The organism is Amycolatopsis sp. GA6-003 (genome assembly GCF_046267895.1).
Taxonomy (GTDB): Bacteria; Actinomycetota; Actinomycetes; order Mycobacteriales; family Pseudonocardiaceae; genus Amycolatopsis.
The window spans coordinates 2,303,478-2,318,432 of sequence record NZ_CP176499.1; the positions used below are offsets into that span (position 1 = coordinate 2,303,478).

A 14,955-nucleotide genomic window follows, 5' to 3' on the forward strand; every position below is an offset into this window, starting at 1 on the left:
ACGGAAAGGGATCCCGATGCCCGCACCCGCCCCGTCCCGGCCGGACGTCACGTACCGGACCGCGGGCGATCGCGCGCTGCTCGTCGAGTACGGGCCGCCGCTGCCGGTCGACCTCGGGCTCAACTTCTTCGCGCACGCGTCGGCCCGGCGGCTGGAGGAAAATCCGGTGCGCGGCGTGCTGGAAGTCGCGCCGGGACTGCGTTCGCTGCTCGTGCACTACGACCCGGAAACGATCCAGCACGACGCCGTGATCGCCGAACTGGACCAGCTGCACCGCGAAATCCCCGAACCCGGTTCGCTCGTGCTGCCGAGCCGCCGGGTGAAACTCCCGATCGCGTTCGACGATTCGACGTCGCGGGAAGCCGTGGAACGCTACCAGATCACCACGCGCCCGGACGCGCCGAACGTCGTCGACGGCACCAACGTCGACTACCTCGTGCGCTCGAACGGCCTGCCGAACCGCGAAGCGCTGTATGCGCGGATCCTGGAATCGCAGTGGTGGAACGCGTTCACCGGTTTCTACCCCGGCCTGCCGTCGCTGCTCCCGCTCGACCCGCGCTCGGAACTGGTCGCGCCGAAGTACAATCCGGCCCGCTCCTGGACCCCGGAGGGCGCCGTCGCGTTCGGCGGTCCTTGTCTGGTGATCCATCCGATCGAATCGCCGGGTTCGTATCAGCTTTTCGGCCGGACTCTGCCGATTTGCGACCTTGTCCGCCGCCCCCGCGCGCACCGGGCGGACCCGATCCTGATCCACCCCGGCGACCGGATTTCCTTCTACCGCGTCGAAGAGGCGGAGCTGATCGAACTGCGCAGACAGGTTTTCGAAGGCCGCTACGACTACGACATCGAACCCGGCCGGTACGCGGTCGCCGACCACCTCGCCGTCCAGGCCGATCCGGCGATCGCGGCCGAGGCGGCCAAACGGCGCGCGGACCGGGTCGCCGCACAGGAACTGGTGAAAATCCCGTGACCCAGACCGCCGCCCTGGAAGTGCTGGAACCCGGCCTGCAGACGACCGTGCAGGATTACCCGGGACGGCGCGGCAGGCAGTCATTGGGCTTCTTCCCTTCCGGTCCAGTCGATTCGCTCGCTTTCCGCCTCGCGAATCTCCTCGTCGGCAACCGTCCCGGCGCGGCCGCCCTGGAAATCCCGCTGGGCCGTTTTCAAGCAGGCGTCCTCGCTCCCGGCCGGATCGCCGTCACCGGCCCGGAAACCACGGTCACGGTGAACGGATCCCCGATCCCGCAATGGGAATCGGTACCGGTGGAAACCGGCGACGTGCTGGCCTGCGAAGTGCTGCGCGGCCCCGGGCACCGCCTGTACCTGGCGCTGTCCGGCGGCATCGCGGTGCCGGAAGTATTCGGTTCCCGCTCCACATTTCTGCTCGCCGGAATCGGCGGCCTCGACGGCCGGGCACTGGAACGCGCGGACATCCTCGACACGTTCCCGGCCGCCCCGTCCCGGCCGCGCCGCCTCCCGGTTTCCCTGCGCCCGACCTACCCGGCCGCGTGGGAAATCGAAATCCTGCGCGGCCCGCACGCCGACCCGGATTTCCTGACCGCGGAGGATTTCGCCGACTTCCTGGCCGCGTCGTGGCGCTGCGACCTGAGTTCGGACCGGGTCGGCATCCGGTTCAACCCGCACCGGTTCCGCTGGGCCCGCCCGTCCGGCGACGTGGCGGGCGGGCACCCGTCGAACATCCTGGACTCCAGCTACCCGCCGGGCGGCATCCTGGCCTACGGCGACGTGCTCACCGTGCTCGGCCCGGACAGCAACACCTCCGGCGGGTTCGCGGTGATCGCCACCGTCGCGTCGGCCTCGCTGTGGAAGGTCGGCCAGCTCCGGCCCGGCCGGGACACGGTCACGTTCCGGGAAATCAACCTCAGCCAGGCGGCGGCGCTCAATGCGCAGGTGAATCAGTTGCTGGAAGTCAAGGCCCTGTCTTGAGTTTTGCTTCGCGGTAAAGGGCGTCGCCGTCGCTCAAGGCGGCGATGATCGCCTGGTGGTCCATTACGCGACCGAAGCCCCGCCGAATGGTGCGGAGAGTGGCGCGGTGTGCTTCGGCGTTGTCGGTCGCGTTGACGTCCGAGCCGAACACGATGTGGTAGCCCAGGAAATATCCGGTGCGAGCGGTCGATTCGCAGCAGAAGTTGGTTAGGGTGCCGCACACGATCAACGTCCGGACTCCCTGGCACCGCAACGCATAGTCGAGATCCGTGCCCGCGAAGGAATCGTAGGTGTGCTTCGCGGAAATGATGCGCTCGTCGTCGCGCGGCTTCAGCCCGTGGTACAGCTTGGCTCCGGGAGTTCCCTCCGCGATCGCGCCGTTCGCGATCGGCGGCCAGAAGGAAGAGAAGTCGTGCGCGACATCCGGCGCGATCGTGTGCTCGGTGTAGAGCACCGGCACCCCGGCTTCCCGGCACGCCTCGATCAGCGCCCGCACCCGCGGGAGTTGCCGGTAGGCCTCCGGCACCCGCATCGGCCCGTCGGGGCGGACGAAGTCCTCCTGGAGGTCCACCACGATCAGCGCGCATTCCTCGGGCTTGATCTCGAACGCCCAGTGCTTGTCCGTCTCGTAGTCCGCGTCGGCGGCCGCGATCTGCTCGCGCTCGCCGTCGAGAAGATCCCCCTCCGCCCGACCGTAAGCAGTCAGATACTCATTCAACGGATGCACGAACTTCCTCCTCCCCTTTCCCGGCCACCGAACCAAGATCGACCGACTTCGTCTCCTTCGCGATCAGCGACGCCACCAGTGAAATCAAACCCATCACGGCCAGGTACGCCCCGATCGCATACCCGGTGCTGAATTTCGCGTACAGCCCGATCGCGATGATCGGCGCGAGCGAACCCGCCAGCACCGACGCCAGGTTGTACGCCAGCGAAACCCCGGAATACCGCACCTCGGTCGGGAACAACTCCGCGAAGAACGCCCCGATCACCGAGCTGTACGCGGCGAAGATCAGCAATCCGCCTGCCACCGCGACCATGATCAATCCCGGGCTCCGCGTGTCGACCAGCGCGAAGAACACGAAGGCCCAGACGATCGTCGCCACCGAAGCGACCACGTAAATCGGGCGCCGTCCGATCCGGTCGGCCAGCAGGGCGAACAGCGGGATCGTGACCACCGCGCACGCCTGGCCGACCAGCACTGCCGTCAATCCGACCGAACTGTCCATTTTGAGCACAGTCGTGACGTAGGTGATCACGAACAACGAGAACAGATAGAACCCGGCGTTCTCGCCGAATCGCGTCGCCGCGGCGAGCAGCACACTGCGCCAATGTTTGCGGACCACCACCCCGGCGGGCAGTCCCTTGGGCTTCGGCGCGTCTTTGAACAACGGGGTTTCCGCGACATAAAGCCGCAGCCACAAGCCGATCAACACCAATACCGCGGACAACCCGAACGCGATCCGCCAGCCCCAGGAGAGGAACTGCGCCGACGGCAGCACCGCGCCTAGCACCGCCAGCACTCCGGCGGCGAGCAGATTTCCCAGCGGTGGCCCGACATTCGGCCACGAAGACCAGAACGCCCGGCGCGCACTGCCGCCGTGTTCGGACACCAGCAGCACCGCCCCGCCCCATTCGCCGCCGAGCGCAAACCCTTGCACCAGACGGCACACGACCAGGAGCAGCGGCGCGAGCACGCCGACCGCCTCATACGTGGGCAGCAGTGCGATCAAGAAGGTCGACGCACCCATCAACAGCAGGCTGGCGATCAGCGTCGACCGCCGTCCCTTGCGGTCGCCGAGGTGGCCGAGCACTACCGCGCCGAGGGGCCGGGCGAGGAAGCCGACGGCGTAGGTGGCGAAAGCGAGAACCGTGCCGACCAACGGGTCGTGCGACGGGAAGTACAGTTTGTTGAAGACCAAAGTGGACGCGGTGCCGTACAGAAAGAAGTCGTACCATTCGACGGCGGTGCCGGCGAGGCTCGACGCCGCCACCACCCCCAGCCGCGTGTGCGGGCGTTTTCTGTTACGTTCGCGAGAGGTATCAGCCATTTCGGCTCCTGGAGTCGGAGGGTCCGTGACGCGGATGAAGTGCTGGTGCCGGAAGCCTCGGTGGCTGTTGGCGCAGCCACCGAGGCGGGTTCCCCCCTGGGGACTGCCTCAGAAGAACCAGTGCACGGGCTCGTTGGCCCGGTCGGCGATGTCGGCGAACCGCCCCCCGTGGAACGCCAGCGGTTCGCCGTCGCGCTCGCACACGCTGCGCACGTGCCCGAACACGACCACGTGGTCGCCGGCGACGAGGTGCCGTTCGACGTCGCATTCGAGGTGCGCGAAGGCGTCCGGGATCACCGGCACCTGATGCCTGCCCTCGGTCACCTCCAGCCCGGCGAAGTGGTCCTCGCCGCGGCGGGCGAAGCGGAGCGCGAGCTGTTCCTGCCGCGCGGACAGGATGTTGACCGCGAACCGGCCCGCGTCGACGACCGCGTCGGTGCTGCGCGCACCGGTCGTCAGGCACACCAGCAGCAGCGGCGGATCGAGCGAAACCGAGGTCAGCGAGTTGACAGTCATCCCGTGCGGCACCCCCGCCGCCCGGGTGGTGACCACCGCGACGCCGGTGGCGAAACGCCCCATCGTGCGGCGCATCGTCATCGGGTCGACCTCGGCCGAGGAAGTGATCATGGGGGTTCTCCTTGCGAAGGGGGTCGTGCGTGGCAAGCGCCGGCTTAGCCGCTCACGAGCGGTTCAGGCGGGGTAGCGGACCTCGAACGTGACGACCCCCTCGTCGGTCCGCCACGGGCCGTGCGGCATGCCCGGCGGACGGCAGGCGTACATCCCCGCGGTGAACGTCCGGCCGAGCGTGAGGTCGGTGAACGAGCCCTCGAGAATGTAGACCTCCTCCCAGAAATCGTGCTTCTGCACGCCCATCGGCGTCGAATCGGCTCCCGGCTCGTAACGGAGGATCCGCGTCGCCACGCCGGTTTCCGGATCTTTGGCGAGAATCCGTTCGGTGATCTTCGGGTCGTCGCCCGGGCACACCGTGAACGGGACTTCGGTCACCGGGAAGAATTCGTGTTCCGGTTTGTTCATCGGGTGATCGCTCCGTCGAGGTCGTAGCTGGAGAGGAAGGCGTCGATGTCGCCGAGCGCGGCGTCGAAGCCGTAATTGCGGAAGGCGTAGCCCTTCACCACGAACGGCGCGCCGGCGTAGAACATCTCGTATTGGTGGTGGCGTCCGGCGAATTCGCTGCCGACGACGTCCCAGGCGAGCTTGAACAGCTTCACCCGTTCCTCGGCGGGCGCGGACGGGCTGTAAATGTACTTGTCGATATCGGCCCGGGTCTCCGGATTGGTCAGGTCCGCGACGCTCGACGGGACCTGCAGCACCCCGCCGCCGACCAGGTCGCGCAGGATCGCCAGCAGCCGCGGGTACAGCTCGGCCTGCAGCCCCATCGCGCCGTACACCGCACGGGAACCGGGCCGCCACATGCCGTTGCCGTCCGGTTCCGCGGTGTATTCCGCCGCCAGCACCGCGGACTCCACAATGGACGCCAGACTCGCCAGCTCGCCGAGCTTCTCGACCACGCCGGGGAACTTGTCGACCCCGTTCACCGCGGCGACCTTGCGCGCGAGCCCGGCGATGAACTGCGTCTTCACCATGAACCGGATCTGCGCCTGCCAGTTTCCGAACACGTGCGCGCCGGTGTCGAAGAATTGCCGCCGCAATCCCGCGACGTCGCGGTAAACGAACACCCGGTCCCACGGAATGAAGACGTCGTCGAAGACCACCAGCGCGTCGGTTTCGTCATAGCGCGAGGTGAGCGGGTAGTCGTATTCACTCGTGGCAGCCGGGGCGTACGGACGGCGGCAGTAAAGCTTAAGTCCTTCTGCGTCAACGGGAACCGCGAAGCCGAGTGCGAAATCCGCGTCCTCCGGTCCGAGCGGCTTGATGCAGGATACGAAGATCTCGTCGGCCACCGCACCGCCGGTGGCGAGCATCTGCGCCCCGCGGATCACAATCCCGTCCTCGCGCTCCTCCGCGACGCCTGCCTGGATCAGGTCGCCTTCCCACGCGTGCGCGGTGGTCGCCCGCGACACCTGCGGCGGAATGATCGCGTAGGAGACGTACAAATTCTCCTCCAGCACGCGCTTGTGGTACGCGGCGATGTTGGCGGAAAAGTCGCGCTCCCCTTGGGAAAACGCCTCCGGATGCGCGGAGAACGCGGCGACGAACGCACCCACGTGGTCCGGGCTGCGGCCGACCCAGCCGTGCGTGTGCCGCGCCCAGGTGGTCGCCGCTTCGCGGTAGGCCTTCAGGTCTTCCCGGCTGCGCGGCGGCGTGAACAGGCGGTTCACCGTGGACCCGGTCGCCGGGTCGGTGACCGAGATGCCGGACTCCGGGTCGGCCGCGAGGTCGAACAGTTCCGCGATGGTCTTCGCGATCGGCGCGAACGCCGGGTGGTGGGCGACGTCCTCGACCGGCGCGCCGTCGAGGTAGATCCGCCGGGGGCCTTTCAGTGCGGCCAGATAGTCGGCTCCGCTGCGCATCACTCGCTCCTCTGTTTCGTTTCGTACGCGTGGGTCAGGGTCGGGCCGCCGGGCAGTTCCAAGTGGACGCGCCAGTACGCGCCGTAAGCGAACTCCCCGCCGAGCAGCGGCAGAGTGCCGCAGTACAGCGCGAAATCGCCCTCGACCGGACCGAGCCGGTCGAGCAGGTCCGCCGGATGCCGCAACGCGGACAGCTCGCCCTTCTGATACGGGCATCCGTCCACACTGGAATCCGCGACGACGTGCTCCCAGTCCGGAATGGACAGTTCGGCCCCGATCTCGGCGACCACTTCCCCGAGCGGTTTCGGACAGGCCGCTTTGGACAGTGCCACGCCGTCCCGTTCGAGATCGCGGTCGGTGTGATCGGACCCGACCCCGAGGAAATACCGCCCCTGGTACCGGATCAGCACCGGCTCGACCTCCCCGGACGTCGCCGGCGCGCTCACCCCCACCACCGGCTCCGTCGTCAGCAATTCCGGGTCCAGGTGATAGAACGCGGGCACCGATTCCGGCCGCGGCACGCCAATCGCCTCGAGTTCGGCGATGTGCTCCTCGACCGCGGCCTCGTCGCTTCCGGTGTACCCGGCCACCACCAGCCGCGCCGGGGCGAACGCGAGTTCCTCCCCGGTTCCCGCGACGTGCAGGGCAATCGTGCTCATACTCCCGCTCCCGTGAAGTCTGCTGTGGACACCGGCCACCGCCGGTCGGCCAGCACCGGGAACTCCGCCCGTACCGTGTCCACAATGGATTGGTCTATTTCGCAGCGCAGCACTTCCTCGCCGGTTCCCGCTTCAGCCAGCACGGTGCCCCACGGATCCACGATCCGGCTGGTCCCGGCCAGCTCGACGCCGCCGTGTTGGGTGCCGGCCGAGTTCACCGCGAGCACCAGAACCTGCTCTTCCACCGCCCGGCACGAGGTGAACATCCGCCAGTGCTCGCGCCGCGCGGCCGGCCACGCGGCCGGAACGACGACCGTCTTCGCGCCGCGATCCACCAGCCCGCGCCACAATTCGGGAAACCTGAGGTCGTAACAGGTCGTGGCCCCGATCGGACCCAGTTCCGTTTCCGCGACGCTGAGCGTTTCGCCCGGTGTCAGCAATTCCGCCTCTCGCGAGGCATAGCCGAAGACGTGCACCTTGCGATAGGTATGCGCGATCGAGCCGTCCGGCGCGAGCAGCACCGCGGTATTGAACAACCGCCCGGCCGCGTCCCGCTCGACCAGACTGCCCAGGTGCACATACGCACCAAGGCTGCGCGCCCACTCCCGGCCCGCCGCGACCGTCGGCCCGTCGAGCGATTCCGCTTCCGCCGGATACGCGTCGAACGAGAAATATCCGGCCGCCCACAACTCCGGCAGCACCACGAGATCGGCCCCGCGCGCCGACTCCACCAGCTGCCCCGCCCGCACGCGGCGGTCCGCAGCCGTCTCGTCCGGCGGGCTGGCCAGCTGCACCAACGCGACCTTCACAGCGGTTCCCCGACTCGCAGCGCCGTCATCGTGCTGGACAGGTGCTTGGCCAGCGCGTCCCCGGCCGCGGCGGGCTCGCCGCCGCGCAACGCTTCGACAATCGCCGCGTGCTCCGCCAGCACCGTTCCCGCCCGGGTCTCGCTGCCCGCGACCGCGCGCAACCCCATCCGGACCTGCCGCTCCCGCAACGATTCGTAGAACTCGGCCAGCACCGGGTTGCCGGCGCGCCGCACGATCGCCCGGTGGAACGCGCGGTCGAACTCGATGAACCGCACCGGCTCGTCCACCACTTCGCTCTGCTTCGCGAGGATGTCGTCCAGCTCGGAGAGAAACGCTTCGTCGACGCGCTCGGCGAGCTTGCGGACGCACCAGTCCTCGACCAGCTCGCGCGCCTCCATCACCGCCCGCACCTCGGCGTCGGAAATCGGCGGCACGAACGCGCCCTTCTTCGGCACGATCTCGAGGAAGCCCTCGGCCTCGAGCCGCAGCAGAGCCTCCCGCACCGGCGTGCGCGACGTCCCCGCCGCCTCGGCGACCTCCGATTCGGTGAGGAACGTCCCGCCGTCGCGGGGCAGCTCGGCGATCCGCTGTTTGAGGAACCGATAGGTGACGTCCTGCGCGGACCCGGCCCGCCCAGCCTGTCGTACACTGCTCATGGACAAGATGTATACATCACGCATGGCAGCCGGGCAAGAGGCGTTTGCCGAGGTTGAACGGGTGAGCCGGGCTCTGTCGGGCCGCTCGGCGGCTTGGCTGAGCGGCCCCTCTCCGGAGAACTCGCCTGGTCACCTGAGCCTCACCAGCTAGCCGGAAAGTGCCTTCTTGGCACCCGCGAGCACGCCGCTTACGGTTCCGGAATCGCCACCGCAGCACCTGCCAGGAGCCCTCCGTGAACCACTTCGTCATCACCGGCGCCCACGTTTTCGACGGCGAGAACTCGCTCGGAACCGTGGACGTCGAGGTCGCCGACGGGAAAATCGCGAACGTCGGCGGCGAGCGCCCCGCGAACGCCGACCTCGTCGACGGCTCCGGCGCGACCCTGCTGCCCGGGCTGATCGACGCGCACACGCACACCGACGAGGAGTCGCTCCGCCAGGCCTTGGCGTTCGGGGTCACCACCGAATTCGACATGCTCTCGATGCCGCAGCAGATGATTCCGTTGCGCCGCAAGGCCGCCGCCTCGAACGACCTCGCCGACGTGCGGTCGCCGTCCATCGGGCTCACTCCCAAGGGCGGGCATCCGCACCAGCTGAGGAGGAACGAAGGCGACCCGCCGTGGCCGACTGCTACCCGTCCGCAGGAAGTGGCGGCCTTTGTCGAGGCCAGGGTCTCCGAGGGGGCCGACTACCTCAAGGTCCTGGTGGAGGACGGGCGGCTGTTCGGAAGCGACACCCTGCCCCGGCTCGCACCGGAACTGGTCGCGGCGACGGTTCGCGAAAGCCACCGGCGCGGGAAGATGGTGCTAGCGCACGCGATGACCGTCGAGACCGCCGGGCAGGTCGTCGACGCCGGAGTGGACGGTCTCACTCACCTTTTCTTCGACCGGCCGCCCACTGCGGAACTGGTCGAAAAGATCGCTGCGGCTAACGCTTTCGTCATTCCCACGTTGACGGTGATCGCGTCGATCACGGGCGAGCCCGCCGGTCGCCGACTCGCGGAGGACCGGCGGGTCTACCCCAAGCTGACGCCGGAATGGCGCGAAAACCTGTCCGGCGCGATGGCGACCAGCCCCCGCGAGCACTTCGACTACGCGCTGGAAACGCTGTCCGCGTTGAAGAAAGCCGGAGTCGACCTCTTGGCGGGCACGGACGCGGCGCACCTCGGCGCTCCGGGAATGGCCCATGGCGCCAGCCTGCACGACGAACTTCGCCTTCTGACGACGGCGGGCTTCACCCCGACGGAAGCCCTGCGGGCAGCGACCTCCGTCCCGGCGCAGCGCTTCGGACTGACTGACCGCGGCCGGATCAAGCCGGGTTTGCGCGCGGATCTCGTGCTGGTCACGGGCGACCCGACCGTCACCATCGGAGACACCCTCTCAATCCAGCGCGTGTGGCGCAACGGTTCCTGACCCGCGTCGCGGGGTCTTCGGGCGGGTGAACCTCCGCACCGAACCCGCGCGGGTTCTGTCCCTGTTTCGCACAGCCGGGTTAACCCGGTCAGCCGCCGCTGCCCTGGCGCCGTCCGACCGAACGGCCGATGAAATACCCGAGGACGAGCCCGACGATCAGGCCGATCGCGATGAAGAAAATGACGGTGGCGGCGGCGATTTTGCCGACCGTGCCGAGGAAGCCCTTGGCCTCGAGGTCGGCCGCGATGGCCACGGACTGGGTCAATGCGTAGTGGGTCATGCCTCCCAGGATGGCATCGGGCGCGGACGTGCGCTCGGGGACGCGCCCGCTGCGTCCGGGGAGCAGTGGACGGCTCCTGAACATCGCCCAGATCCACCCGCCCGGCGCGCCACTGGACTCCCCACCACCGCCGCGGTCGGCATCGTGCCTCGTCCGGCTGGCTACCCGGGGCCGACCAGCGTCAAGGAACATCTGGCCACCGCACCGGCCGTCGCACCGCCGGGTCCGAATTCCGCTACGGCATCGACGCCGCGGAAGACGTCACCGCCGACGAGCTGGTGCAGCCGTTCGGACGGGAGGTGGTCGCGCACGTCGCCCTAGACGGTCCCGGCTCGGGATGCCGAGCACTCAAGCAGGCTCCCCGCGCGAGATCCTGGCGGGGCTTTGAGGCAGCGAACGACTCCTTTCCGAAACACCACCCAAATCCGACAGGCCTTCAGCCCTGGTCGGGCGAGCGTCAGTCCCTCACCGGCTTGAGCACGAACCCTTCCTCGTCATGGTCGTCCACCGGAGCCCGCCTCCGCGAGACCGGCGGCGGTTCCGGCTCGCGCGTGACCTCCGGACGGGGTGCCGGGGCTGGCTCCGGAACGTCGTCCAGCGCCAACACGTCCTCGACAGCCGCCGCGACCGCGGGGACACATCCGGCGCGGACAGCCCGCATACCCTGCTGCAACGCCTGCGCCCCCGCCTCGGCGCTGAGGCGCGAAATCTCCGCGGCCAGCGCGGCCGGGCCCAGTTCGAGAGCGGATTCGCCGATGTCCAGGTGGACGAGCATGCCGTGCACATCCACCGTGACGCTCAGACCCTCGCCCCTGGCAGTGGCGCGGATGGCGGCGAGGCCCTCGGACAGGCCGAGCTGCTCCGGGATTTCCTCGGCGATCTCGATCAGCTCGTCGATTCCTCGCTCGTCCGCACCGGGAACGTCGGCCTGGTCAGGCGTCTCGGCCGGAACCTCACTGGCCTCGAAAGCCGGGACTGCACGCGCGCCGCCGGGAACGTCGGCCCGCTCCCCCGAAACCCGACCGCCCTCGAAAGGCAGATCTGCGGGCCCGCCCTCGGGCCGATCAGCCGCTCCGCGCTCATCCCCGCCGAAAACGCCAGCCCGCTCGGACGGCCCCGCCGAACCCTCACCACTCACGAAAACCGCATCCACACGCCGACCAGCCACCCCACGCTCGCCCCCACCAAGAACGTCGGCCCGCCCGAACGGCTCCCCCGGAACCCCACCGCCCTCGAAAGGCAGATCCACGCGCGCGCCCTCGGGCCGATCAGCCGCTCCGCGCTCATCCCCGCCGAGAACGCCAGCCCGCTCGGACGGCCCCGCCGAACCCTCACCACTCACGAAAACCGCATCCACACGCCGACCAGCCACCCCACGCTCGCCCCCACCAAGAACGCCAGACCGCTCAAACCGCTCCCCCGGAACCCCACCGGTCCCGACAGCCGGAATCACGCGCCCGCCGAGCGGAACAGCCGCCCCGCGCTCATCGCCACCGACAACGCCAGACCGCCCGAACGACTCCCCCGAAACCCCGCCGCCCTCGGAAGCCAGATTCACGCGCCCGTCCTCGGGATGGTCAGCCGCGTTCCCCCGGTGCGACTCAGTCATCACACCCTCCACCTCCACGTGTCCGGGGTGGTGTCCTCGGCTCGCTCGGCCAGCTCCTTCTCCGAACCGAGGCCGAGGCGGCTCAACTCGGTGCCGCCGAGATCGCCCAGTTCGGCTTCCAGGGCTCGGCGGGCCCGTTCGTTCGCCTCGGCGGTTGCCTCGCGTACCGCGTGCAGGATGGTGTCCGCCAGTCGCGGGCCGCCGCCTCGGAGGGCGTTCGCGGTCAGTTCCAGAGTGCGCAAGGCTCCGCCGGGGGCGACCTCCACTGTCACCCCGGCGTGGCGCGCCGTGCCGGTGATGGTCACTTCGGGTGTACTCCGCCGTAGAACTTGTGCAGGTCTCGCGGCAGCGTATACGTGAGGCGCTCTACCTGGTCGTTCGCGTTGCCCTCGATCGTGGTGATCTTGTTGCCCTCCACCTTTTCGATGATCCCGATGTGGTGGCTGTGCCCCCAGGACGGACCGTCACCGAAGAGAATGGTGTCGCCCGGGCGGGCGTTGTGCGCCAGGGCGGCGCGGTCGTAGGCGAGGTGGTGGCGCTGGCCCCACTTGTAGACGTCGCCAGTGAAGCCGTACTTCGGGATGTCGACCCCCGCCGAACGCCACATCGACGTCGCGAAGTACGCGCACCACGGCTGTCCGGTCGGGCCCCACTTGTTCCGGTTGTTCGGGCCCTCGTGGTAGCCGAGGTTGTGCCGCGCGTGGTCGAGGATCTTGTCGACCTTCTTGCTGTGGCTCGCGTGCGTGCCCCCGTGGTGCTGCACGTGCTTTTTGTGCGCTTCGTGCTTTTTGTGCTGCTCGTGCTTGCGATGGTCGCCGGGCTTGGCGCGGTGCGCTCCGCCCGGGTCGGCGACGCCGTCGTGGTTCAAATCCTTCTGCAGCGCGCGCAGCTTCCGGGCCGCTTCCTCCATCTCCGCGCGGGCGTTCTTCAAGTGCCCGCCGGATTCCTTCAGGTACTTGCCCGCCAGGTCGGCCACGTCGCCGATCGCCATCAGCAGCGCGGCCGGGCTTCCGTTGCGCGCCAGGACATACCCGGCGTCGATGATCTTGCGCGCCTTCGCGACGAACTCGTCGATCAGCTTTCCGGTGGCCTGGTGCCGCCCGGCGAGCGCGTCGGTGACCTCGCTGACCACTTTGGCCCCGTGCGTGCTCGCCTGCGCGGTGACCTTGAGGTCGCGGCCGAACTTGTCGGTGTCGTGCTCGAAGGCCGGATTCGCCTTGCTGTGCCAGGTGTTCAGCAGCGCGTGCGCGGCTTTGCGCTGCGCCTCGTACTGCGCGGTGATCTCGCGCGCTGCTTGCTGCAGCGCGTGCTGCGCGGCCTGCGAATCCGCGGCCTTGCCCTGGAGCTTGCCGTGGTGCGTTTTCATCTCGTCCGCGAACAGCGTCGCGACCCCTGCGGTGTCCAGCACGGATTCCCCCTCAGCCCAGAATGCCCTTGATGTCGTGTTCGCGGATCGCCGCGCCGGCGTCGGCATCGGCTCCCGCGTAGGCCTGCCGGGCCCGGAAAACCGAGGCGCTCAGCGTGCGCGCGTGCGCCCCGGTGGCCCGCACCTGCGATTCCAGCGAACGGCTGAAATCCCCCAGCGCGTCGGAGAACCCGGTTTCCTGGCCGACCTTTCCGAAGCTGTCCTTGGCGATCCCGGCGACCCGGTGCACCGTCTTCCTGCCGACCGCCACCAGTTCGTTCGCGACGTGCTCGGTGGTGCGCTCGTAGGCGAGGAACTGCTCGAGATCGGCCTTGAACCCGCCGTCCTTGCCGCCCTTGCCGTGATGCGGTTTGTGCGGGTGATGCCCGCCCTTGCCGTGGTGGCGGGCGACGTCCTCGGCGGCCTTGCGCGCGGCGGCGAGATGGCTCTTGTACGCGCCGTTGGTGTAGGTGGACCACGGCTGGAAGCTCTTGCCGTGCCCCGAAATCGCCCAGGCCGCCTTGGCGTTCTCGTCCGCGTTGAACAGTTCGTCGTTGGAGTGCAGACGGAACTCGCGGCGGCGGGCGGGCCCGAGCGAGCCGAGCATGTTGACCTGCCACAGCCCGTACGAATTGTCCGGCGGCGTCCCGTTGTGCGCACGGGTGTTCCCGCCCGATTCCGCCAGTGCCACCGCGACCGCGGTGGTCAGCGCGTGCCCGCGGAACCCGGCCCGGTACGCGTGCTCGGCGATTTCCCCGGCCGACAACTTGCTCATCTCCTGCCCCCTTCAGCAGGGCGCTTCGCCGCTGCCCTAAGTGAGACGGAACCCTTCGCGTTCTGGTTCCCTAGTCCCCCGATCGGACGACACCCCGCGCCCGAGTTCCCGCATCCGGTCGGCGAGCCACGCGTGGTCGGCGGGCGCGACGGTGACCCACTTCGTGCCCGCCGACTCCCGCACGACCGCGCCGTACCGCCCGGCTTCCGTGTCGTACCAAGCGACTACCGGCGAACGGCCGCCCGGACCGTTCACCGCGAACTGGCCGTACGCGACCCGCGGCGTGGCGACGAGCGTCGAAATCGCGCGCAGATCGCGGCCGGAGAGACCGGCCCGGCCGAGCACCCGCTCGAACGCGGCGTGCCCGTGGTCCGCGAACGCTTGCATCGCCTCGGAAAACGCCTCGCGCGGCAGCCGCACCGCGTTGCCCGGCCCGGGTTCGGCCGGACCGATGACGCTCGCCGCGAGCTGCGGGACGTCGTCGGGCAGGCACGGCCGCAACGCGAGTTCGCCCGCGTCGAGAACGGCCAGCACGCCCAGTTTCCGCCCGGCCGCGGCCAGCGCGCGCAGCGGCGGATCGCGGAACACCAGCAGGTCGACCGAAAACACCGGATCGGCCAGCACCGCGAACACCTGGCCGAGCCGCGGGTGCGGTTCGTCCTCGGCGTCGAGCAGCCCGGCCGCGGCGAGGCTTTCCGCGACCTGCGCGCCCAGCTCGTCGCGTTCGTCCATCGTGGAACCGTGCGAGGGCACGTCGAGCGGATACGGCAGGGGGCCGAGGTCGAAATCCGCCCACAGCAGGTCGAATTCCAGGTGCGAGAGCGCTACCCCGTCGACCTCGGGGAGATGTCTGGCCATCC

General features: G+C 69.1%; 18 protein-coding genes. 3 read left to right on the top strand and 15 right to left on the bottom strand.

Annotated elements, in window-relative coordinates; all coding sequences use genetic code 11:
• The first annotated feature begins 16 nt into the window (after positions 1 to 16).
• Together F9C12_RS09810 and F9C12_RS09815 are read left to right on the top strand one after the other, a co-directional pair.
• Complete coding sequence (locus F9C12_RS09810; protein WP_409465642.1) at positions 17 to 970, top strand: 5-oxoprolinase subunit B family protein; 954 nt, start codon at positions 17 to 19, stop codon at positions 968 to 970.
• Positions 967 to 1,947 (top strand): biotin-dependent carboxyltransferase family protein, encoded by a 981-nt coding sequence (locus F9C12_RS09815; protein WP_409465643.1) that lies wholly within the window; start codon positions 967 to 969, stop codon positions 1,945 to 1,947. The genes F9C12_RS09810 and F9C12_RS09815 overlap by 4 nt, the downstream gene beginning before the upstream one ends.
• On the opposite strand, the gene F9C12_RS09820 is transcribed toward F9C12_RS09815, so the two are convergent.
• The 8 genes from F9C12_RS09820 to F9C12_RS09855 all read right to left on the bottom strand — a co-directional run bounded on the left by F9C12_RS09820 (position 1,931) and on the right by F9C12_RS09855 (position 8,614).
• Entirely contained in the window at positions 1,931 to 2,674 is a 744-nt protein-coding gene (locus tag F9C12_RS09820) for a cysteine hydrolase family protein (protein WP_409465644.1), read from the bottom strand. The genes F9C12_RS09815 and F9C12_RS09820 overlap by 17 nt on opposite strands.
• Complete coding sequence (locus tag F9C12_RS09825) at positions 2,658 to 3,998, bottom strand: MFS transporter (RefSeq protein ID WP_409465645.1); 1,341 nt, start codon at positions 3,996 to 3,998, stop codon at positions 2,658 to 2,660. Before F9C12_RS09825 ends, F9C12_RS09820 begins: the two co-directional genes overlap by 17 nt.
• A 108-nt stretch (positions 3,999 to 4,106) precedes the next feature.
• Positions 4,107 to 4,625, bottom strand: a complete 519-nt coding sequence (locus F9C12_RS09830; RefSeq protein WP_409465646.1) for a flavin reductase family protein — start codon at positions 4,623 to 4,625, stop codon at positions 4,107 to 4,109.
• 63 nt (positions 4,626 to 4,688) lie between these two features.
• Positions 4,689 to 5,033, bottom strand: coding sequence for a cupin domain-containing protein (locus F9C12_RS09835; RefSeq protein WP_037353225.1), 345 nt, complete (start codon positions 5,031 to 5,033; stop codon positions 4,689 to 4,691).
• On the bottom strand, positions 5,030 to 6,490 hold the full coding sequence (locus F9C12_RS09840) for a 4-hydroxyphenylacetate 3-hydroxylase family protein (protein WP_409465647.1): 1,461 nt from the start codon (positions 6,488 to 6,490) through the stop codon (positions 5,030 to 5,032). Before F9C12_RS09840 ends, F9C12_RS09835 begins: the two co-directional genes overlap by 4 nt.
• The gene (locus F9C12_RS09845) at positions 6,490 to 7,149 is read right to left on the bottom strand and encodes a DUF2848 family protein (protein WP_409465648.1); all 660 of its coding nucleotides are present in this window, start codon (positions 7,147 to 7,149) and stop codon (positions 6,490 to 6,492) included. The genes F9C12_RS09840 and F9C12_RS09845 overlap by 1 nt, the downstream gene beginning before the upstream one ends.
• Complete coding sequence (locus F9C12_RS09850; RefSeq protein WP_409465649.1) at positions 7,146 to 7,958, bottom strand: carbon-nitrogen family hydrolase; 813 nt, start codon at positions 7,956 to 7,958, stop codon at positions 7,146 to 7,148. The genes F9C12_RS09845 and F9C12_RS09850 overlap by 4 nt, the downstream gene beginning before the upstream one ends.
• Positions 7,955 to 8,614 carry a GntR family transcriptional regulator gene (locus F9C12_RS09855; protein ID WP_409465650.1) on the bottom strand — a complete coding sequence of 220 codons (660 nt, stop codon included), beginning with the start codon at positions 8,612 to 8,614 and terminating at the stop codon, positions 7,955 to 7,957. The genes F9C12_RS09850 and F9C12_RS09855 overlap by 4 nt, the downstream gene beginning before the upstream one ends.
• Positions 8,615 to 8,847: 233 nt before the next feature.
• Between F9C12_RS09855 and F9C12_RS09860 the strand changes: the two genes are divergently transcribed.
• Complete coding sequence (locus F9C12_RS09860; RefSeq protein ID WP_409465651.1) at positions 8,848 to 10,026, top strand: amidohydrolase family protein; 1,179 nt, start codon at positions 8,848 to 8,850, stop codon at positions 10,024 to 10,026.
• An 88-nt stretch (positions 10,027 to 10,114) separates the two neighbouring features.
• Here F9C12_RS09860 and F9C12_RS09865 read toward each other — a convergent pair whose 3' ends face one another.
• The 7 genes from F9C12_RS09865 to F9C12_RS09895 form a co-directional block, all read right to left on the bottom strand.
• The gene (locus F9C12_RS09865) at positions 10,115 to 10,306 is read right to left on the bottom strand and encodes a hypothetical protein (protein ID WP_409181689.1); all 192 of its coding nucleotides are present in this window, start codon (positions 10,304 to 10,306) and stop codon (positions 10,115 to 10,117) included.
• 161 nt (positions 10,307 to 10,467) lie between these two features.
• Positions 10,468 to 10,617, bottom strand: a complete 150-nt coding sequence (locus F9C12_RS09870; RefSeq protein ID WP_409465652.1) for a hypothetical protein — start codon at positions 10,615 to 10,617, stop codon at positions 10,468 to 10,470.
• 146 nt (positions 10,618 to 10,763) lie between these two features.
• Positions 10,764 to 11,444: a hypothetical protein gene (locus F9C12_RS09875; protein WP_409465653.1), complete on the bottom strand. Its 681-nt coding sequence runs from the start codon at positions 11,442 to 11,444 to the stop codon at positions 10,764 to 10,766.
• Positions 11,445 to 11,914: 470 nt separating this feature from the next.
• Positions 11,915 to 12,220 (bottom strand): YbaB/EbfC family nucleoid-associated protein, encoded by a 306-nt coding sequence (locus tag F9C12_RS09880; RefSeq protein ID WP_409465654.1) that lies wholly within the window; start codon positions 12,218 to 12,220, stop codon positions 11,915 to 11,917.
• Positions 12,217 to 13,323: a CHAP domain-containing protein gene (locus F9C12_RS09885; RefSeq protein ID WP_409465655.1), complete on the bottom strand. Its 1,107-nt coding sequence runs from the start codon at positions 13,321 to 13,323 to the stop codon at positions 12,217 to 12,219. Before F9C12_RS09885 ends, F9C12_RS09880 begins: the two co-directional genes overlap by 4 nt.
• Positions 13,324 to 13,333: 10 nt before the next feature.
• Entirely contained in the window at positions 13,334 to 14,095 is a 762-nt protein-coding gene (locus F9C12_RS09890; RefSeq protein ID WP_409465656.1) for a transglycosylase SLT domain-containing protein, read from the bottom strand.
• A 36-nt stretch (positions 14,096 to 14,131) separates the two neighbouring features.
• Positions 14,132 to 14,953: an ESX secretion-associated protein EspG gene (locus F9C12_RS09895; RefSeq protein WP_409181694.1), complete on the bottom strand. Its 822-nt coding sequence runs from the start codon at positions 14,951 to 14,953 to the stop codon at positions 14,132 to 14,134.
• Between the last annotated feature and the right edge of the window lie 2 nt (positions 14,954 to 14,955).